Consider the following 17,657-nt stretch of genomic DNA (forward strand, 5'->3'; position numbering starts at 1 on the left):
GCCCTAGTCGATCGTGCCGACGACTGCGCCGACCTTGTAGACCTCACCTTCGACCCCGGTGGGGTGGATGATGCCCGATGCTTGCGCCTCGATCTCGCTGGTCGTCTTGTCGGTTTCGACGGTGTAGATCACATCGCCTTTCTCGACTTGCTCGCCATCGCCGAACATCCATTCGGTCAACGTGACTTCCTGAGCGCTCATTCCGAGCTTGGGAATGCGAATTTCGGATGCCATCGCGCCCTAGTCCTTACCTACCGATGCCTTGATCTGTTCGACAATCTCCCCCTTGGTGGGGATCCATGCCTGTTCAAGATGCGAGGCGAAGGGAACAGCCGAGAAAGTTCCGCCGATCCGGCGAACCGGTCCCTTGAGGTTGTCCCAGCATTTCTCCTGAATATTGGCGGCGATTTCAGCACCCGTGCCGAAAGGGCGAACGGCTTCATGAAGCGTGAGCGCGCGGCCCGTCTTGTTGACCGACGCCAGTACTGTAGCTTCATCGTAGGGAGCGATGGTGCGCAAGTCGACGACTTCAACGGAAACGCCTTCCTTCTCCATTTCCCCCGCCACTTCGAGCGCATCAAGCACGGTGCGGCCATAGGTGATGATCGAAAGATCGCTTCCTTCCTTGGCGATCGCAGCCTTGCCCAGCGGGACGCGATATCCGGGCCCCGGATCTTCCGCTTTGAGGCCGTAGCAAAGGATATTCTCGATGAAGACCACCGGATCATTTGCGTCGATTGCTGAGCGCATCAGCCCGCGCGCATCGGCTGCATTGGACGGCGTCACCACATGGATACCGGCAACGTGGGCGAACCACGCTTCGAGCATATCGGAGTGCTGACCGCCAAAACCGACTCCTACACCGGTGGTGGTGCGGATCACTATCGGGCACGGCGTTTGCCCGCCCGACATGAAGCGCAGCTTGGCGGCGTGGTTGACGATCTGGTCCATGCAGACGCCGACAAAATTCATCAGCATGATTTCGGCAATCGGGCGCTGGCCCGCGAGCGCTGCACCAACTGCTGCGCCGATAATCGCCGTCTCCGAAATCGGCGTAGCGCGCACACGGTGCGCGCCATACTTCTCGCTCAGGCCCTGCGTCACCTTGAAGACACCGCCGCCCTGCTTGGCTGAAACGTCTTCGCCCAGGCAGAACACGCCGTCATCTTCACCCATTGCTTCGTCGATGGCCTTGTTGAGGGCCTCGGTCATTGTAATTTCAGCCATTACCCGACCTCCTCAAGCACATCTTTGTAGATTTCATCGGTATCCGGCAGCGGCGCATCGAGCGCGTGTTGCACAGCCTCTTCGATTTCGGCGTCTATATCGGCGACTATCTTGTCGAGCTCGTCCTCGGTGAACTGGTGATTGAGCATGACCTGGCGCAGCTTGGGAAGCGGATCTTCCGCCTGCATCTCGGCCAGATGTTCCTTTGGCATGTAGGAGAAATCCGATCCGAAGAAATGGCCCATCATGCGGTAACACATGGCTTCGACCAGGGTCGGCCCTTCGCCTGCACGAGCGCGGTCGACCGCCTCCTTCACCGCCGGGTAGACCTGGTTCACATCGTTCCCGTCGACGGTCACGCCCTTCATGCCGTAGCCGGCTGCTCGCGAAGCAATATTCTCACTGTCCGTATGGTCGGCATAGGCCGTGTGTTCGCCGTAACGGTTGTTCTGGCAGAAGAAGACTACGGGTAGTTTGTAGAGCTGGGCCATATTCATCGCTTCGTGAAAGCCGCCGATATTGGCTGCGCCGTCACCGAAGCTGACCAGGGTGACCTTGCCATCGCCGCTGTTCTGGCTCGCCATGGCAAGACCGTTGGCGATCGGGATGCCCGATCCAACCACGCCGGTTGTCACCATGATGCCGGTTTCCGGATCGGTGATATGCATGGTTCCGCCCTTGCCCTTGCAGGTACCGGTGGCCTTGCCGAGGCATTCGCCCCACCATTTCTTGATCGGAATGCCCTTGGCAGTCTGTTCGCCTTGGCCGCGATAGGTGCAAACAACGTAGTCATCGTCATCGAGCGCAGCCATGGCCGCTGCCGAAGCGAGTTCCTGTCCCCGCACGCAATAATACATTACCGCAACCTTGCCCTCCATCAGCAGGGCACGGAACTTCTCATCGGTGCGGTTCACCTTCATCGTGCGGGTGTAGATATCGAGCAGCTTATCGCGCCCGATTTCTTTGGCGATCTCGGCCATAGGTGGGCCCTTTCTGTACTAAGCTTGAGTTAGAACTGGACGCGCTGAGTGAAACCGCCATCGATGACGATGTTCGAGCCTGTCATGTACGGCACAGCGGGGCTTGCAACGAAAACAATACCTTTCGCCACTTCCTCGTCATTGCCGAGTCGGCCCATAGGCATCTTGGCGAGCGTCGCGTCATAAAGCTCACGCATGCCCGCCTTGATCATCTCCCAGTTCCCGCCGGGATATTCGATCGCACCGGGTGACACGCAATTGACACGGATACCTTGCGGCGCAAGCGCCTGCGAAAGCTGGGAGCCATAGGTGATCAGCGCAGCTTTAAGCGCATTGAAGGCCTGCGGCGCAATGAAGGTCTCGAGTGCTGCGGTCGAGCTCATGAATACGATCGATCCGCTGTCCGAATTGGCAAGATGCGGAGTAAGTGCTTCAACACCGTTGACTGCACCCATGATGTCCATGTCGAGACCATTTTGCCAATCACCCGTACCACCGGTCCCGGAGGAGCTGGCAGTGTGGATGAAGATGTCGCAGCCGCCCAGCTCGCCAGCCGCTTTTTCCAGCCACGCTTTGTAGGCATCGCCGCCTTCGGCCATATCGAATACTTCGGCGAAGACTTTGCCATCGCCGCAACCGTCGATTGCTGCCTTGGCCGCTTCGATCTTGTCATCTTTGCGGCTGAAAAAGGCGACGTCCGCGCCCTCTGCTGCGAAGAGCTTCAGCGAGGCGAGGCCCAGCCCGTGCGCGCCGCCGTTCATGATGACTTTTTTGCCTGCTAGTCCCAGATCCATGATCGCATTCTCCCAATGAGGTGTATTGGGGAACGGCCTACCGGATGCGGCGCATGCGGGTAATCGTCAAAAATGGGGGTGGAGGATGCTCGTTTCTCAACGCTTTGGCGCCAGAAAATGGTGCCACGAGAGAGAATCGAACTCTCGGCCTCACCCTTACCAAGGGTGCGCTCTACCACTGAGCTACCGCGGCGCCTTTTCGAGGTGGCGCGCCTATCGTTGCGGAGACCGCCAATGTCAAGCTAAGCTTGAAGTGTTCAGGCGCTATCGGCAAGGCATTTCACATGTGTGAAGAACCGGGCAAGAAAATGTCGCGAGAAGAGCGGCTGGCAGCCAAATTGCGCGAGAACCTGCGCCGACGAAAGGCGCAAGGACGCGAAATGGCGAACGAAACTGGCGATTGTTCAAGCGAATCGGACGCAGAAAGCCTTTCCAACAAGCGCAGCGAGAGCTAACAAGTCGCGCTCCTGACGGCTTATTGGAGCAACTCTTGCCCACCCTTATCCTAGTTCGCCACGGTCAAAGCCAGTGGAACCTCGAAAACCGCTTTACCGGCTGGTGGGACGTCGATCTGACCGAAAAGGGGATCGCCGAAGCCCAGGCGGCCGGAGTATTGCTCAAGAACAAGGGCGTACTGCCAACGCGGGCATTCACTTCATTCCAGACCCGCGCGATCAAGACGCTACATTTGGCGCTGGAAGAGGCGGGCCGCTTGTGGATCCCTGAAGTGAAAGACTGGCGGCTCAACGAGCGCCATTATGGAGGGCTCACCGGGCTCAATAAGCAGGAAACTCGCGACAAACATGGTGACGAACAGGTCCATATCTGGCGCCGCAGCTTCGACGTGCCTCCGCCCGAAATCAAATCGGGCAGCGAGTACGATCTTTCGGACGATCCGCGGTACGCCGGGGTGCGCGTCCCGACAAGCGAGAGCCTAAAACTGACGATCGAGCGCGTGCTGCCATATTGGGAAAGCAAGATTTTCCCGGTGCTATCGTCCGGCGAAACGGTGATCATCTCCGCCCATGGCAACTCGCTGCGCGCGCTGGTCAAGCACCTGTCGGGCATTTCGGACGATGACATTACCGGGCTAGAGATCCCGACTGGCGAGCCGATCATTTACGAATTCGATGAGGCGATGCGTCCGGGTGAACGCTACTATCTGAAGGAGCGTGACTGATGGGAGCCAAGGTCGCTGTGGTGATGGGCAGCCAGTCCGATTGGGAAACCATGCGCTGCGCCGCCGAGGTTCTGGCCGAGCTGGAAGTCGAGACCGATGTGCGCATCGTATCTGCACACCGCACACCGGACCGAATGGTGACATTTGCCAAGGGCGCTGCCGATACTGGCATCGAAGTCATTATTGCCGGCGCTGGCGGTGCCGCTCACCTGCCAGGCATGATCGCTTCGATGACGCATCTGCCGGTGTTGGGTGTACCGGTAAAATCGCAGGCATTGAGCGGCCAGGACAGCCTGCTCTCGATTGTCCAGATGCCCGCGGGTGTACCCGTGGGAACGCTGGCGATCGGCGAGGCCGGAGCCACCAATGCCGGGCTTCTGGCCGCGTCTATCTTGGCGACCCATGACGATGCGCTTTCCGCGCGGCTGAAGGCGTGGCGCCAGGCGCGCAGCGATGCCGTCGCCGAGCGACCTACCGGCTGAGCGCGGGAGCGATGCGGGACATTTCATGATCGATCAGGGGGGCACGATCGGGATTCTGGGCGGCGGACAGCTGGGCCGGATGCTCGCGATGGCAGCCGCGGCGCTGGGCTATCGCTGCCATGTCTTCACACCGGAGCGCGATTCTGTCGCCGGTGAAGTCTCCCATCAGACCACATGCTCACCATGGACTGATGATCAGGCGATACGAGCGTTCGCGGACGACTGCGATGTCATTACCCTTGAATTTGAAAACGTGCCGGTCGCACCGCTTGGACCGCTCGCAGCCAAACTATTTCCCGGAGTACGTGCGCTCGAAATCGCGCAAGACCGTCTCAACGAGAAGCGCTTCGTTACCGAGCTTGGCGGGAAACCTGCGCCGTTTCATCCGGTTGAAAGCCAGACTGACCTGGCCGAGGCGATCGAACGCATCGGCGTGCCCGGTATCCTCAAGACCCGCCGCGACGGATATGACGGCAAGGGCCAGTGGCGCATTCGATCAGCTCGCGATGCGGAAGCGATCCGCCTGCCTTCAGCGCCGACTGTCTACGAGGGCTTCGTCGAGTTCGAAGCAGAGTTTTCGGTTATCCTTGCCCGGGGGCACGATGGCGCGATCCGCTATTGGGACAGCTCGCAAAACGTGCACGAAGGCGGGATTCTCGCCAGATCATCGCTCCCCGCCGCGCCCATTATCGTCGATCAGGTCGAGGAGGCCCGTGAACTCGCCGCGAAGGTTGCCAGCGCGCTGGATTACGTTGGCGTGCTCACACTCGAATTCTTTGCCACCTCTGCCGGCCCCATCTTCAACGAAATGGCTCCGCGCGTCCACAACTCGGGTCACTGGACGATCGAAGGCGCTGCCACGAGCCAGTTCGCCAATCACATCCGCGCGATTTGCGGCTTGCCGCTAGGGATTACTTCCTTGGTGGCGCGCGAATTGGCGATGGACAATGTTATCGGTCCCGATATCGAACGAGCGCTGGAAAGGCTGCGCGAGAGCGATACACACGTCCATATCTACGGCAAGAAACAAGCGGTGGAAGGCCGCAAGATGGGTCATGTGACGAGGCTCGTGCGCTAATGGCCGAGGAAGAGCACCATCAAGAAGTATTCTGCATCTATGCCCGCGCCGCCAATGGCGTGATCGGGCAGGATGGCAAGCTGCCATGGCATATCCCGGCAGATCTGAAACGCTTCAAGGCGCTGACCATGGACAAACCGATGATCATGGGCCGCAAGACCTTCGAAAGCCTGCCCGGCCTTCTCCCGGGGCGGCGCCACATCGTGCTGACCCGCAAAGAGCGCTGGGATTCAACCGGAGCGGAAGTCGTTCGCTCGATCCCCGAAGCATTGGCCGTAGCCGGCGCAGGCGAAATCGCAGTCGTGGGCGGTGCGGCGATCTATGATGTATTCCTGAAAGTCTGTCAGCGCGTCGAGCTGACCCAGATCCACGCGGAATACGAAGGCGATACCTTCATGCCCCAACTGGGCGCTGAATGGGAAACGGTTGCACGCGAAGATCATCCTGCGCACAATGGCCTCCCCGCATATTCCTTCCTCACGCTGGAGAAAACTCCATGATCATGCAGCGGATCACGACAGGCCTATTCCTGCTGGTGCTTGCGCTGGTCGCAGCGTTTTTCCTTCTCGGGCCGATGCTGACCGAACGGTCGATGAATACGGTAGCCGTAGGCGAGTTGCCCGAGGTTCGGGATGAAGCCCGTGCGCTGCATGCCAGCCTGACCATCGTCGACCTGCATTCGGACACGCTGATCTGGGACCGCAGCCTGATGGCGAGATCGCAGCGCGGCCATATGGACGTGCCGCGCCTGATCGACGGCAATGTGGCTCTGCAAGTGTTCTCCAGCGTCACCAAGTCGCCGCGCGGCCAGAACTACGACAACAATTCGGCCGACGCTATGGATAACATGACCCTGCTGGCCGTGGCGCAGGTCCAGCCGTTCGAAACGTGGTCGTCACTTGTCGAGCGCTCGCTATTCCATGCGCGAAAGCTCAACGGGAATGTGAGCGGCTCGCAGGGCGTATTGCGCAAAATCGAGACGCCAGGTGATCTCGGCAGTCTGCTCGGCACGCGCAACGCCGCGCGCAGAGACGAAATGCTCCAGCCTGTCGGGGCGATGCTGTCGATCGAAGGGCTGCACAACCTGGAGGGGGACGGCGCCAATCTCGATAGGCTGTACGATGCCGGGTATCGCATGGCCTCGCCGACACATTTCTTCGACAACGAGCTCGCCGGATCGATGCATGGAGAAAGCAAGCAGGGGCTGACTGACTTCGGACGCGAGATCATCCGTGCGATGGAGAACAAGGGAATGATCGTCGATATCGCGCATTGCAGCCCGCAATGCGTGAGCGACATTCTTGCCATGGCGCGGCGCCCGGTCGTCTCCAGCCACGGCGGCGTACAGGCAACTTGCGAAGTCAATCGCAACCTCACCGACGAGCAGATCCGCGCGGTTGCGGCCAATGGCGGCGTGATCGGGGTCGGCTATTGGCCCGGAGCGATTTGCGACACCAAGCCCAGCGCGATCGCCGCCGCAATGAAGCATATCCGCGATCTCGTGGGGGCCGAGCATGTCGCGCTGGGCAGCGATTATGACGGGGCGACCGAAGTGGCGTTCGACACATCGCGGCTAGTCCACGTGACCCAGGCGCTGATGGACGCGGGCTTCTCCGAAGCCGAAATTCGCGCGCTGATGGGCGGCAATGCGCTGCGCGTTATCAGAAACGGGATCCGCCCGCTTTGAGATGGCTCGACCATCGCGATCCGGTTCCAGATTCGCTGCGCGGTGCGGTCATCGCGCTGGGCAATTTCGACGGCTTTCACAAAGGTCACCAAGCCGTCGCGGGTGAAGCAATCGAATGGGCGCATGCCGAAGGCCGTCCCTCGATAATCGCCACTTTCGAGCCGCATCCGGTACGCTTCTTCAAACCTGATGTCCCGCCCTTCCGGCTGACCACGCTTGAGCAGCGGCAGGAACTCTATCTTTCCGCTGGCGCTAGCGCGATGCTGGTCTTCCACTTCGATGGCGAGTTAGCGGGCACCTCCGCAGAAGATTTCATATCCGATATCCTGATCGAGCGCTTCGGCGCGCATGGCGTAGTGACAGGCGGCGATTTTACCTTTGGCAAGGGCGCTACGGGTAATGTCGAACTGCTCAAGACCCTTGGAGGCGAGTTGGGGCTCGAATCGCGCGTGGTCGAGCCAATCAAAGGCGATGGTGACGAAGTGATCTCTTCCAGCCGCATCCGCCAGGCGCTGAAGGAGGGCGATCCGCAACTGGCTGCGAAGCTGCTCTCCCGCCCCTTCGCGATCCGCGGCATTGTCGAACATGGCGACAAGCGCGGACGCACAATCGGTTATCCTACGGCCAATCTTTCGATCGAGCGTTATCTGCGGCCCAGGTTCGGCATTTACGCGGTTACCGGGCGTATTCTGGCGACGGGCGAAATGCTGCAAGGCGCCGCCAATATCGGCGTGCGCCCGCAGTTCGAACCGCCCAAGGAGCTGCTCGAACCCTATTTTTTCGACTTTTCCGGCGACTTGTACGGCCAGGAGATCGAAGTCAGCTTCCATCACTTCCTGCGGCCCGAAGCCAAGTTCGACAGTCTCGAAGAGCTCACCGCGCAGATGGAGAAGGATTGCGCCGATGCGAGACGGTTACTTTGACAGCAAAGTACCTGAAGGTCGCTGCACTGTTTCTCGCGCTAGGGGCGCTCGTTCTTTCAATCATCAACGCGAGTTGGTTGGCGCCTGAACCTCTAGGTTCTCCCAAGCTTATCGCACACCGCGGTCTAGCGCAGATCCATTCGCCAAAGGGCATTGGCCGAGACACCTGCACTGCAACGCTGATCGAGGCACCATACCATGGCTACTTGGAGAACACCGTCAAAGGCGCGTTGAGAGCTCACCGGCTCGGCGCGGCCATGATAGAAGTCGATATTGCAGCCACCTCGGATGGCGAGATCGCAGTTTTCCACGATTGGACACTGGAATGTCGCACCGATGGCAAAGGCAATATCCGCGATGCCGCGCTCGCAGACCTCAAAGCCTTGGATATCGGACATGGCTACAGTGCCGACGGAGGCGAGACGTTCCCCTTCCGAGGCAAGGCTGTAGGGATGATGCCCTCGTTGGAGGAGCTGATCCGCGCTATGCCGAAACGCGCTCGGATCATGTTCAACTTCAAATCGGGTGATGTTTCGGAAGCTGATCTGCTCGCCAACAAACTGAACTCACTAGGTCGCGATCCCGTAGAGCACCGCGATGCATTCTACGGCCACGAGGCACCGGTCTCGAGGATCAAAGAGCACTTCCCCGAAGTCTGGGCATGGAGGCCGGAAAAGGCACGCGCATGCTCAGAGGATTATGTGTTGCTCGGCTGGACTGGAATCCTCCCGCAGAGCTGCCGGGGCGGGACCCTAATAATTCCGTTGAATTACCAGTGGGCGTTCTGGGGTTGGCCCAATCGCGTAATCGCCCGGATGGAAGAACATGGCGGACAGATCATCGTGACCGCGCCGTATGAACGCGGCGAAGCAAACCAGGGCCTCACGTTCCCGGAGCAGCTCGGCGAAATCCCTTCGAGTTTCAATGGCTACGTGTGGGTAGAGGATGGCTTCACCGTTATCCCTGCGCTGTTTCCCAGCCTCGATAATCGCACGGCCGACGAGGTTATGGCCGCTGCAGCCGCTCTTGAAACTCGTCGCAAGACGCAATGAGGGTTTATTGCACGTCTCGAATGTCCTAACGGCGCTTCGCTATGTCTGAACAGCGCGACTACAAAGACACGGTCTTCCTTCCGAAGACCGATTTTCCCATGAAGGCCGGCCTTCCTGCAAAGGAGCCGGGCATTGCCGCACGCTGGGAAGAGGAAGGTCTTTACAAGCAGCTGCGCGAAGCGCGTGAGGGCCGCGAGAAGTTCATCTTCCATGATGGCCCGCCATACGCAAACGGCGACATGCATATCGGCCATGCGCTCAACCATACGCTGAAGGACATGGTCTGCCGCACGCAGAACCTGCTGGGCAAGGACGCGCCTTACGTCCCCGGCTGGGATTGCCACGGCCTGCCGATCGAATGGAAAGTGGAGGAGCAATACCGCAAGAAAAAGCGCGACAAGCCTGTTCTTTCGGGCAACGGCCGCAATGAAGCCGAAGTAAAGGCCTTCCGCGATGAATGCCGGGCCTATGCCCAGCATTGGGTCGATACGCAGCGCGAACAGCTCAAGCGGCTCGGGATCATGGCCGATTGGGATCGCCCCTATCTCACCATGCAGAAGGAAAGCGAGGCGGTGATCGTCGCCGAGCTGATGAAGCTGGCAGAAAGCGGGAATCTCTATCGCGGCTCGAAACCGGTCATGTGGTCACCGGTTGAGGAAACCGCGCTCGCCGAAGCCGAGGTTGAATATGAAGACCTGACCGACAGCCCACAAATCGATGTGGCGTTCGAGATCGTGGAGTCTCCATGCGAGGCCGTTCAAGGTGCGAGAGCCGTTGTCTGGACGACAACCCCCTGGACCATTCCAGTAAACCAAGCCTTAGCTTACGGCCCTGACCTCGAATATGCGGTCTGCCGGTTTGGGGATCGCATGGGTGACCATGATCGTCCAGTTCCGAAGGGTGGAGTGTTGATAGCTGCCGGCCTTGTCGAACAGTATGCAACGAGAGTCGGCTTTCGGATTATTCCTCTGCAAACGATCAAAGGCTCCGAACTTGCCGGCACCGTCGCCAAGCACCCGATGCACCATCTCGGCGGGTTCTACGCCAAGCCCCGCCCCTTCCTGCCGGGCGATTTCGTTACCACCGACAGCGGCACCGGTCTCGTCCACATGTCGCCTGATCATGGCGAGGACGATTTCCTGCTGTGCAAGGAGCACGGGATTGAGCCGCAATTCGCGGTGATGAACAACGGCCTCTATCGTGATGACTGGCTGTGGCTCGGCGGGCAAGACGAGCGCCGCCGCAGCGTCATCAACAAGCCGTTCAATTCGCCCGAAGGACCGATCTGTTCAGACCTGCGCGAAGCAGGCGCGCTGCTTTCCGCGAGCGCCGACTATGCGCATAGCTATCCGCATTCGTGGCGCTCCAAGGCCAAGGTCATCTTCCGCTGCACGCCGCAATGGTTCGTGCCGATGGACAAGGACCTGACCCACCTCGAGCCAAAATCGGCTGAAGACAAGAGCTGGGAAAGCGAAGGCGGCGCAATCGATCCTTCCGAGGAAACCGTCTGCGCTGCGCCCACGCTGCGCGAGCGCGCCATGGCCGAAATCGCGCGGGTGCGCTTCGTGCCCGAAAAGGGGCGCAACCGGCTCGGCTCGATGGTCGAGGGACGGCCGGACTGGGTGCTATCGCGCCAGCGCGCCTGGGGCGTGCCGATTACATTGTTCGTCCGTCCCGATGGCTCCTACCTGCAGGACTCCGAAGTCAATGCGCGCGTCGTCGCCGCTGTCCACCAAGGAGGCATGGATGCCTGGAACGAAGGCAACAAGGCCGGCTTCCTGGGCGCGCAATACGATCCCGGCGATTTCGAGATGGTCACCGATATTCTCGACGTATGGTTCGATTCGGGGACCACGCATGCCTGGGTGCTCGAAGGCGATCGCTGGCCCGAATTGCAATGGCCCGCCGATCTCTATTTGGAGGGAAGCGACCAGCATCGCGGCTGGTTCCAGTCCTCACTACTCGAAAGCTGCGCCACGCGCGGGCGCGCCCCCTTCGACCAGATCCTGACGCACGGCTTCACCATGGCGGCCGACGGGCGCAAGATGTCGAAGAGCCTTGGCAACACAATCGATCCGCTCAAGGTGATGGAGCAATATGGCGCGGATATCATCCGGCTATGGGCGCTCTCGGTCGATTTCACCGAAGATCACCGCATCGGCGACGAGATCCTCAAAGGCGTGGCCGATCAGTACCGCCGCCTGCGCAACACCTTCCGCTATATGCTTGGCGCGCTCGACGGCTTTGTCGGCGACATGGGCGACGGCGGCGAGATTCCCGAGCTCGAGCGCTATGTCCTCGCGCTGCTGGCCGATCTCGACGGGAAGCTGCGCCGCGCGGTCGATGACTACGACTTCAACACCTACACGCGCCTGCTGGTCGAGTTCTGCAATGAAGATCTGTCGGCCTTCTTCTTCGATATCCGCAAGGATTCACTCTATTGCGACGGCGAGAACAGTACCAAGCGTAACGCCTATCGTACCGTGCTCGACCTGCTGTTCCATGCATTGGTGCGCTATGCCGCGCCGGTGCTGGTCTTTACCGCCGAAGAAGTGTGGCAGACGCGTTATCCCGATGGCGGGTCGGTCCACCTGCTCGAATGGCCCAAGGTGCCGGGCGTTACCGCCGATGGCACGAAATGGAAGCAGCTGCGCCAGCTGCGCGAGCGTGTGATGGAAGCGATCGAGCCGCTGCGGCGCGAGAAAATTATCCGTTCGGGCCTCGAAGCCGAAGTGACGGTCCCGGCCAATGCGGTGCCTGATGGCTTTACTGATGCAGAACTCGCCGAATTGTTCATCACCGCGTCAGTGACGCGCAGCGATAGCGACGAAGTGACCGTGACCAAGACATCCGACCACAAATGCGGCCGTTGCTGGCGCCTGCTGCCCGAAGTCTCGGAAGACGGGGCGCTGTGCGGCCGCTGCGACGAAGTGGTCAGTCAGATGGATGCAGCCGCATGAGCACGCTGACGCGCAACCGCCTGATCGGCTTTGCCCTGGCGCTGACGATCTTCGCGATCGACCAGTGGGTCAAGGCCTGGGTCACCGGCCCCCTGAGCATTGACCGCATCGGCGACTACATGGAAGTGCTGCCCTTCTTCGACCTGCGCTTCGTGCAGAATTTCGGCATTTCGCTCGGCATGTTCCAGGCGACTTCGCCCGAGATGCAGATGGCACTGATCGGATTGACCAGCCTGATTGCGCTGGTGGTTACGGTGTGGATGGTGCGAGAGACGGCATTTGGCGACATTGCAGCGCTCGCCATGATCCTCGGCGGGGCGATCGGCAATATCCGCGATCGCTATCTCAATGGCTATGTCATCGACTATGCCGACCTGCATTTCGGGGAATTCCGCCCCTTCATGATTTTCAACGTCGCCGATGCTGCTATCACCATCGGCGTAGTCATAATCCTTGTGCGATCCTTCCTGCTCGGCAAGAAGGACGCTGACGATTCCCAAGAACCGGCACCAGATGCCGCGGAGAGACCAAATGCGTAAACTGGCCCACATCACTCTCGCCCTCGGCGCTTCTGCCATGCTGGCCGGATGCGGCGGCGGCGGCTTCCTCAATCGTGACCGGCCTGACGAATTCGCCGTGCAGCGCCAGGCGCCGTTGGTGGTCCCGCCCGATTTCAATATGGTCCCGCCCGCTCCGGGTGCGCCGCGCCCCGGTGACGGCACGGCTGCGCAGCAGGCGCTCGATGCCCTGTTTGGCGGCTCGGCCCCACGAAGTGCGGTGGAAGTGAGCGCGCTCGAACGCGCTGGCACGGCGGAGCCTGGCATCCGCACGAAAGTTGGCGATCCTGAAACGAATACGGTCGCGAAGGGCGGCGTGACGCGCGATATCATCGCCGCGCCCGAAGGCGATGGCGCTTCGGCGCAGGCCGTAATCCCCGGCTAGGCCTCTTCCGGAGCTTCGTTCGGCTCCGGTGGCGCAATCGAGCTCACCAGGAGCTTGTCGATCTTGCGGCCATCCATATCCACGACTTCGAATCTCCAGCCCTGCTCATCGAAGTGCTCGCCGGTGACCGGCAGCTTCTTGAGCACGGCCAGAACGAACCCTGCGGCGGTCGCAAATTCGCGATCTTCGGCATATTCGATCGCCAGCCGGTCAGCCAGCACGTCGGCAGCGACGGCCCCTGACACGAGCAGCGAGCCATCTTCGCGCTCGATGATCTGCGGCCCTTCGCCATCGTCCTGATCACTGACGAAATCGCCCACGATGGCAGTGAGCAGATCGACCGGAGTTACGATTCCATCGAGATGGCCATATTCGTCATGCACCATCGCCATCGCGATTTCCGCCTGCTGCAGCGCCCGCAGTGCGTCCATCGCATCAAGCTGGTCGGGAATGACGGGGGCAGTCTTCATCAAGTAGCGCAAGTTGACGGACTTTCCTTCGACCATGCGCGCCAGCACTTCACGCAGCTTGACCACGCCCAGCACATTGTCGGGCGATCCTTCGGCAACGGGCAACAGCGAATGCGGGCTTTCATCGATAATCGCCTGGAGCGCTTCGCGATCGGCATCGACATCGATCCAGTCGATCTCGGTACGCGGCGTCATCATTTCGCGCACCGGGCGTTCGGCCAGCCGCACGACGCCCGCCAAAATCTGGTGCTGCTCGGCCTCGATCACGCCCGAACGGGTGGCCTCGGCGAATATCATGTGCAACTCTTCCGCAGTTACTGAAGACTGCCCGGCGGGCCGAACACCCATGATGCGCATGAGCGCGCCTGATGAAGTATCGAGCAGCCACACCAATGGGGCCGCTACTCGCGCAAGGAAGGCCATCGGGTGCGCCATAGCCACGGCAATGGGCACTGCTGCCCTGAGCGCGATCTGCTTGGGAACCAGCTCGCCAACGACAAGGCTGAAATAGGTTGTCATGGCAATAACCAACACGAACCCGGCGTCTCCTGCCCAATCAGCCGGGACACCCAGCAGCGCAAGGCGCTCGCCCACCGGGCCGCCGAGGCTCGCACCCGAGTAAGCTCCGGCGATGATGCCGACGAGAGTTATCCCAATTTGTACGGTCGAAAGGAATTTGCCGGGATCGGCGGCCAGTGCAATCGCGACCTTGGCAGCGCTGCTTCCTTGATGGGCAGCTGCGCGCAAGCGCGATGTCCGCGCCGAAACAATTGCCAGTTCTGACATGGCGAATACACCGTTGAGCAATATGAGCCCGCCGATGATGAACAGATCTGACCAGGGAAAGGGTGTCACAACGCCCTAGCGCTAGCATAAAACGCTCGCTGCGCCAGCATCTGGGCCCGTCAAAGCCCGAATAAAGCAGGGAACAGGCCCCCGCGTCGACCGTTTACAGTGTCAGGACGCTGGTGGGCGCGCCCAATAACATTCTGTGCCAGCCAAACTGGCACGCAGGAAAGGACAGAATTCCATGGCAAAATCACGCATTCTTATGTCGAGCGTGGCAGCCCTTTCGCTCATAACCGTTTCCGGCTGTGTTACCGATCCCAACACCGGTGAGAAGAAAGTCTCCCGCACTGCCATCGGCGGTGTTGGCGGTGCTGTACTCGGCGGCCTCCTCGGCGGTGCTATTGGCGGCAAGACCGGCCGCATCATTGGCGCTGCTGGCGGCGCTGCAGCAGGCGGCTATGTCGGCTACAAAATGGACCAGCAGATCAAGGAGATCGAGGAAGATACCGCCGGGACCGGCGTAGATGTCAGCCAGATCCCCGGAGAAGATGCGTTTCTGGTCAACCTTCCTGACGTGACGTTCGCAACAGGCAGCTACTCAATCAGCCCAAGCTTCCAGAGCGCGCTCGATTCGGTCGCCGCCAGCCTCGTGAAGTACCCCAATTCGATCATCGATGTTTACGGACATACGGACACTGTGGGTTCGGCTTCTTCGAATCAGCTGCTTTCGGAACGCCGCGCCCAGGCAGTCCATGATTACCTTATCCAGCGCGGTGTGGCAGCGTCGCGCCTGCGCTGGCAGGGCTTTGGTGAAACGCGGCTGCGCGTTCAGACTGGCGACGGTGTGAACGAACCGCTCAATCGCCGGGTTGAGATCAAGGTTATACCGTTCGATGAGCAGGATGTGGCAGCAGCCCAGAATGCACAGGGCAACTAAGCCTTCCGGCCAAAGCTGAAACTAGACAGGGGGCTGGCCGCGAGGTCAGCCCTTTGTTCGTGGGGCGAGATCGGCAGCGCGCTCCGCCAGCCGCCCAACTGCATCGCCATGAATCCCCGGTGCAGAAATAAGCACACCGAACGCGCGCGGATCGCGCTTGTTATAGGCAAGCGGCTGGCCGAAAGCATCGGTCACCGCGGCTCCTGCCTCCCGCGCGATCAATGCCGCGGCCCCAATGTCCCACTCATACCCCCACCGCAAGGTTGCCAGCAGGTCCGCTTCGTCCGCTGCGACCATCGCTGCGCGCAAGGCAATCGAATTGGGCTTCTCCACCAGGCACAGATCACTGTCCGCCTTGGGCAAGGCATCTGCCGGAACACGTGAGCCTGAGAATTGAGCACGGCGTGAGGAGGCCAGACGCTCGCCATTGCGCCAAGACCCCTGACCCGCAACAGCATGCCAGCTTTCATCGCGGGCCGGCGCGGCCAGCGCACCGATCAATGGCCGGCCTGCACTCACCAGGCACACCGAGACCGCCCACCCCTTGCGCCCGCGAATGAAATCCCGGGTCCCGTCGATTGGGTCGACCAGCCAGATGAGATCCCTTGCGAGGCGCGATTCCTCGTCGGCCGTTTCCTCCGAAAGCCACCCTGCCGAAGGAAGCAGGGCGCCAAGCTCGCGCTTGAGGAAAGCATCGACTGCAAGATCAGCCGCGCAAACCGGATGCCCGGGCTCCTTTTCCCACATCTCGACTTCATGACCGGCACCCGGCCACTGACCGAAAGCGATCTGCCCCGCTTCCCGGACGATTTCATCGAGGCGTTCGCTATCAATCATGCCAGTTCATCGTTGAGGCCGCCGCGAGCACTTTTCAAGCGCCGCGATACATGCTTAGGCGCGCGAGCACACTTTCACGTAAGAATCGCAAGGTCTTCTCCCCCATGAATATTCACGAATACCAGGCCAAGGAACTGCTCGCGAAATATGGTATCGGAATACCGGCAGGACATGCCGCGTTGACCGTAGAAGAAGCGGTCGAAGGCGCGAAGCAGCTTCCCGGACCGCTCTATGTCGTCAAGGCGCAAATCCACGCCGGCGGTCGCGGCAAGGGCAAGTACAAGGAACTGGGGCCGGATGCGAAAGGCGGCGTGCGTCTCGCCAATTCGATCGACGAGGTCGAAGCCAATGCGCGCGAAATGCTCGGCAATACGCTCGTGACTGTCCAGACGGGCGATGAAGGCAAGCAGGTCAATCGCCTCTACGTGACCGACGGCGTCGATATCGCCAAGGAATACTACCTGTCGATGCTGGTGGACCGCGCCAGCGGCCAGGTGGCCATGGTCGCCTCGACCGAGGGCGGGATGGATATCGAGGCAGTCGCTCACGACACTCCAGAGAAGATCACAACCATCACGATTGATCCCGCGCAGGGCTTCATGCCGCATCACGGCCGCGCCGTGGCATTTGCGCTGAAGCTCAAGGGCGATCTCAACAAACAGTGCCAGAAGCTCGCCAAGCAACTCTACACCGCTTTCATGGACCTCGATGCCTCGATGCTCGAGATCAATCCGCTTGTCGAAACCGATGATGGCAACCTGCTGGTGCTCGACACCAAGATGAGCTTCGACTCGAATGCGCTTTATCGTCACCCCGATGTTGAAGCGATGCGCGACGAAACCGAGGAAGACCCGGCCGAAGTCGAAGCGAGCGAGTACGATCTCGCCTACATCAAGCTCGACGGCAACATCGGCTGCATGGTCAATGGCGCCGGGCTTGCCATGGCGACGATGGACATCATTAAGCTCAACGGTGCCTTCCCGGCCAACTTCCTGGATGTGGGCGGCGGCGCAACCACGGAGAAGGTCACTGCCGCATTCAAGATCATCCTTAAGGATCCGGCAGTCGAAGGCATCCTCGTCAATATCTTCGGCGGGATCATGAAATGCGACGTCATCGCTGACGGGATCGTCCAGGCCGCGAAAGATGTGAACCTGTCGGTTCCGCTGGTGGTTCGTCTGGAAGGCACTAACGTGGCCAAGGGCAAGGAAATTCTCGAGAATTCGGGATTGCCGATTGTCAGCGCCGACGACTTGGGCGACGCCGCACGCAAGATCGTCGCCGAGGTGAAACAGGCGGCTTGAGCGCCTGCGAAGCAC

The 17,657-nt window shown here is 60.4% G+C and carries 19 protein-coding genes and 1 tRNA gene; 13 read left to right on the forward strand and 7 right to left on the reverse strand.

The annotated features are described in order from the left end of the window. Window positions 1-3: 3 nt before the first annotated feature. From ACEWMW_RS03980 to ACEWMW_RS04000, 5 genes are all read right to left on the reverse strand, one after another. Window positions 4-234, reverse strand: coding sequence for a biotin/lipoyl-containing protein (locus ACEWMW_RS03980; protein ID WP_409412595.1), 231 nt, complete (start codon window positions 232-234; stop codon window positions 4-6). Window positions 235-240: 6 nt separating this feature from the next. Then, window positions 241-1,227: an alpha-ketoacid dehydrogenase subunit beta gene (locus ACEWMW_RS03985; protein WP_409412596.1), complete on the reverse strand. Its 987-nt coding sequence runs from the start codon at window positions 1,225-1,227 to the stop codon at window positions 241-243. Beyond that, window positions 1,227-2,207, reverse strand: coding sequence for a thiamine pyrophosphate-dependent dehydrogenase E1 component subunit alpha (locus ACEWMW_RS03990; RefSeq protein ID WP_409412597.1), 981 nt, complete (start codon window positions 2,205-2,207; stop codon window positions 1,227-1,229). Before ACEWMW_RS03990 ends, ACEWMW_RS03985 begins: the two co-directional genes overlap by 1 nt. A 29-nt stretch (window positions 2,208-2,236) precedes the next feature. Further along, the gene (locus ACEWMW_RS03995; protein ID WP_409412598.1) at window positions 2,237-3,001 is read right to left on the reverse strand and encodes an SDR family NAD(P)-dependent oxidoreductase; all 765 of its coding nucleotides are present in this window, start codon (window positions 2,999-3,001) and stop codon (window positions 2,237-2,239) included. 118 nt (window positions 3,002-3,119) lie between these two features. Then, window positions 3,120-3,194, reverse strand: a tRNA-Thr gene (locus ACEWMW_RS04000). A gap of 91 nt (window positions 3,195-3,285) precedes the next feature. Between ACEWMW_RS04000 and ACEWMW_RS04005 the strand changes: the two genes are divergently transcribed. Genes ACEWMW_RS04005 through ACEWMW_RS04055 form a run of 11 tightly spaced genes read left to right on the forward strand, consistent with a single transcriptional unit; the run spans window position 3,286 to window position 13,305 of the window. After that, window positions 3,286-3,456: a hypothetical protein gene (locus ACEWMW_RS04005; protein WP_409412599.1), complete on the forward strand. Its 171-nt coding sequence runs from the start codon at window positions 3,286-3,288 to the stop codon at window positions 3,454-3,456. Between the two features lie 35 nt (window positions 3,457-3,491). Continuing rightward, the gene (gene gpmA / locus ACEWMW_RS04010) at window positions 3,492-4,181 is read left to right on the forward strand and encodes a 2,3-diphosphoglycerate-dependent phosphoglycerate mutase (protein WP_409412600.1); all 690 of its coding nucleotides are present in this window, start codon (window positions 3,492-3,494) and stop codon (window positions 4,179-4,181) included. Next, a complete protein-coding gene (gene purE / locus ACEWMW_RS04015; protein ID WP_409412601.1) occupies window positions 4,181-4,663 on the forward strand; it encodes a 5-(carboxyamino)imidazole ribonucleotide mutase in 483 nt (160 codons plus the stop codon). The genes gpmA and purE overlap by 1 nt, the downstream gene beginning before the upstream one ends. A gap of 25 nt (window positions 4,664-4,688) precedes the next feature. Further along, window positions 4,689-5,741 (forward strand): 5-(carboxyamino)imidazole ribonucleotide synthase, encoded by a 1,053-nt coding sequence (locus tag ACEWMW_RS04020; protein ID WP_409412602.1) that lies wholly within the window; start codon window positions 4,689-4,691, stop codon window positions 5,739-5,741. Beyond that, window positions 5,741-6,241, forward strand: a complete 501-nt coding sequence (locus ACEWMW_RS04025) for a dihydrofolate reductase (RefSeq protein ID WP_409412603.1) — start codon at window positions 5,741-5,743, stop codon at window positions 6,239-6,241. The genes ACEWMW_RS04020 and ACEWMW_RS04025 overlap by 1 nt, the downstream gene beginning before the upstream one ends. Before the next feature lie 2 nt (window positions 6,242-6,243). Further along, on the forward strand, window positions 6,244-7,428 hold the full coding sequence (locus tag ACEWMW_RS04030) for a dipeptidase (RefSeq protein WP_409413602.1): 1,185 nt from the start codon (window positions 6,244-6,246) through the stop codon (window positions 7,426-7,428). Then, a complete protein-coding gene (locus tag ACEWMW_RS04035) occupies window positions 7,425-8,351 on the forward strand; it encodes a bifunctional riboflavin kinase/FAD synthetase (RefSeq protein WP_409412604.1) in 927 nt (308 codons plus the stop codon). Before ACEWMW_RS04030 ends, ACEWMW_RS04035 begins: the two co-directional genes overlap by 4 nt. Next, complete coding sequence (locus tag ACEWMW_RS04040; protein ID WP_409412605.1) at window positions 8,348-9,403, forward strand: glycerophosphodiester phosphodiesterase family protein; 1,056 nt, start codon at window positions 8,348-8,350, stop codon at window positions 9,401-9,403. The genes ACEWMW_RS04035 and ACEWMW_RS04040 overlap by 4 nt, the downstream gene beginning before the upstream one ends. A 41-nt stretch (window positions 9,404-9,444) precedes the next feature. Beyond that, window positions 9,445-12,363: an isoleucine--tRNA ligase gene (ileS, locus tag ACEWMW_RS04045; RefSeq protein ID WP_409412606.1), complete on the forward strand. Its 2,919-nt coding sequence runs from the start codon at window positions 9,445-9,447 to the stop codon at window positions 12,361-12,363. After that, window positions 12,360-12,902, forward strand: coding sequence for a signal peptidase II (lspA, locus tag ACEWMW_RS04050; RefSeq protein ID WP_409412607.1), 543 nt, complete (start codon window positions 12,360-12,362; stop codon window positions 12,900-12,902). The genes ileS and lspA overlap by 4 nt, the downstream gene beginning before the upstream one ends. Continuing rightward, window positions 12,895-13,305, forward strand: a complete 411-nt coding sequence (locus tag ACEWMW_RS04055; protein WP_409412608.1) for a DUF3035 domain-containing protein — start codon at window positions 12,895-12,897, stop codon at window positions 13,303-13,305. The genes lspA and ACEWMW_RS04055 overlap by 8 nt, the downstream gene beginning before the upstream one ends. Here ACEWMW_RS04055 and ACEWMW_RS04060 read toward each other — a convergent pair. Then, window positions 13,302-14,630, reverse strand: a complete 1,329-nt coding sequence (locus ACEWMW_RS04060; RefSeq protein WP_409412609.1) for a hemolysin family protein — start codon at window positions 14,628-14,630, stop codon at window positions 13,302-13,304. The genes ACEWMW_RS04055 and ACEWMW_RS04060 overlap by 4 nt on opposite strands. A gap of 175 nt (window positions 14,631-14,805) precedes the next feature. Between ACEWMW_RS04060 and ACEWMW_RS04065 the strand changes: the two genes are divergently transcribed. Continuing rightward, window positions 14,806-15,501 (forward strand): OmpA family protein, encoded by a 696-nt coding sequence (locus tag ACEWMW_RS04065; RefSeq protein WP_409412610.1) that lies wholly within the window; start codon window positions 14,806-14,808, stop codon window positions 15,499-15,501. 45 nt (window positions 15,502-15,546) lie between these two features. Here ACEWMW_RS04065 and ACEWMW_RS04070 read toward each other — a convergent pair whose 3' ends face one another. After that, on the reverse strand, window positions 15,547-16,338 hold the full coding sequence (locus ACEWMW_RS04070; protein WP_409412611.1) for a 3'(2'),5'-bisphosphate nucleotidase CysQ: 792 nt from the start codon (window positions 16,336-16,338) through the stop codon (window positions 15,547-15,549). 104 nt (window positions 16,339-16,442) lie between these two features. Between ACEWMW_RS04070 and sucC the strand changes: the two genes are divergently transcribed. Next, window positions 16,443-17,642, forward strand: coding sequence for an ADP-forming succinate--CoA ligase subunit beta (gene sucC, locus ACEWMW_RS04075; protein WP_409412612.1), 1,200 nt, complete (start codon window positions 16,443-16,445; stop codon window positions 17,640-17,642). Window positions 17,643-17,657 lie beyond the last annotated feature (15 nt).

The sequence above is a fragment of the Litorerythrobacter xanthomarinus genome (assembly GCF_046254955.1).
GTDB lineage: Bacteria > Pseudomonadota > Alphaproteobacteria > Sphingomonadales > Sphingomonadaceae > Qipengyuania_C.

What these genes read in the sequence shown, in the direction of transcription:
- ileS (WP_409412606.1), top strand. Translation starts at nt 9,445, where the DNA reads ATGTCTGAACAGCGCGACTACAAAGACACGGTCTTCCTTCCGAAGACC.
- ACEWMW_RS04055 (WP_409412608.1), top strand. Translation starts at nt 12,895, where the DNA reads ATGCGTAAACTGGCCCACATCACTCTCGCCCTCGGCGCTTCTGCCATG.
- sucC (WP_409412612.1), top strand. Translation starts at nt 16,443, where the DNA reads ATGAATATTCACGAATACCAGGCCAAGGAACTGCTCGCGAAATATGGT.
- ACEWMW_RS04030 (WP_409413602.1), top strand. Translation starts at nt 6,244, where the DNA reads ATGCAGCGGATCACGACAGGCCTATTCCTGCTGGTGCTTGCGCTGGTC.
- ACEWMW_RS04005 (WP_409412599.1), top strand. Translation starts at nt 3,286, where the DNA reads ATGTGTGAAGAACCGGGCAAGAAAATGTCGCGAGAAGAGCGGCTGGCA.
- lspA (WP_409412607.1), top strand. Translation starts at nt 12,360, where the DNA reads ATGAGCACGCTGACGCGCAACCGCCTGATCGGCTTTGCCCTGGCGCTG.
- ACEWMW_RS04065 (WP_409412610.1), top strand. Translation starts at nt 14,806, where the DNA reads ATGGCAAAATCACGCATTCTTATGTCGAGCGTGGCAGCCCTTTCGCTC.
- ACEWMW_RS04020 (WP_409412602.1), top strand. Translation starts at nt 4,689, where the DNA reads ATGATCGATCAGGGGGGCACGATCGGGATTCTGGGCGGCGGACAGCTG.
- purE (WP_409412601.1), top strand. Translation starts at nt 4,181, where the DNA reads ATGGGAGCCAAGGTCGCTGTGGTGATGGGCAGCCAGTCCGATTGGGAA.
- ACEWMW_RS04070 (WP_409412611.1), bottom strand. Translation starts at nt 16,338, where the DNA reads ATGATTGATAGCGAACGCCTCGATGAAATCGTCCGGGAAGCGGGGCAG.
- ACEWMW_RS03990 (WP_409412597.1), bottom strand. Translation starts at nt 2,207, where the DNA reads ATGGCCGAGATCGCCAAAGAAATCGGGCGCGATAAGCTGCTCGATATC.
- ACEWMW_RS04025 (WP_409412603.1), top strand. Translation starts at nt 5,741, where the DNA reads ATGGCCGAGGAAGAGCACCATCAAGAAGTATTCTGCATCTATGCCCGC.
- ACEWMW_RS03980 (WP_409412595.1), bottom strand. Translation starts at nt 234, where the DNA reads ATGGCATCCGAAATTCGCATTCCCAAGCTCGGAATGAGCGCTCAGGAA.
- ACEWMW_RS03985 (WP_409412596.1), bottom strand. Translation starts at nt 1,227, where the DNA reads ATGGCTGAAATTACAATGACCGAGGCCCTCAACAAGGCCATCGACGAA.
- ACEWMW_RS03995 (WP_409412598.1), bottom strand. Translation starts at nt 3,001, where the DNA reads ATGGATCTGGGACTAGCAGGCAAAAAAGTCATCATGAACGGCGGCGCG.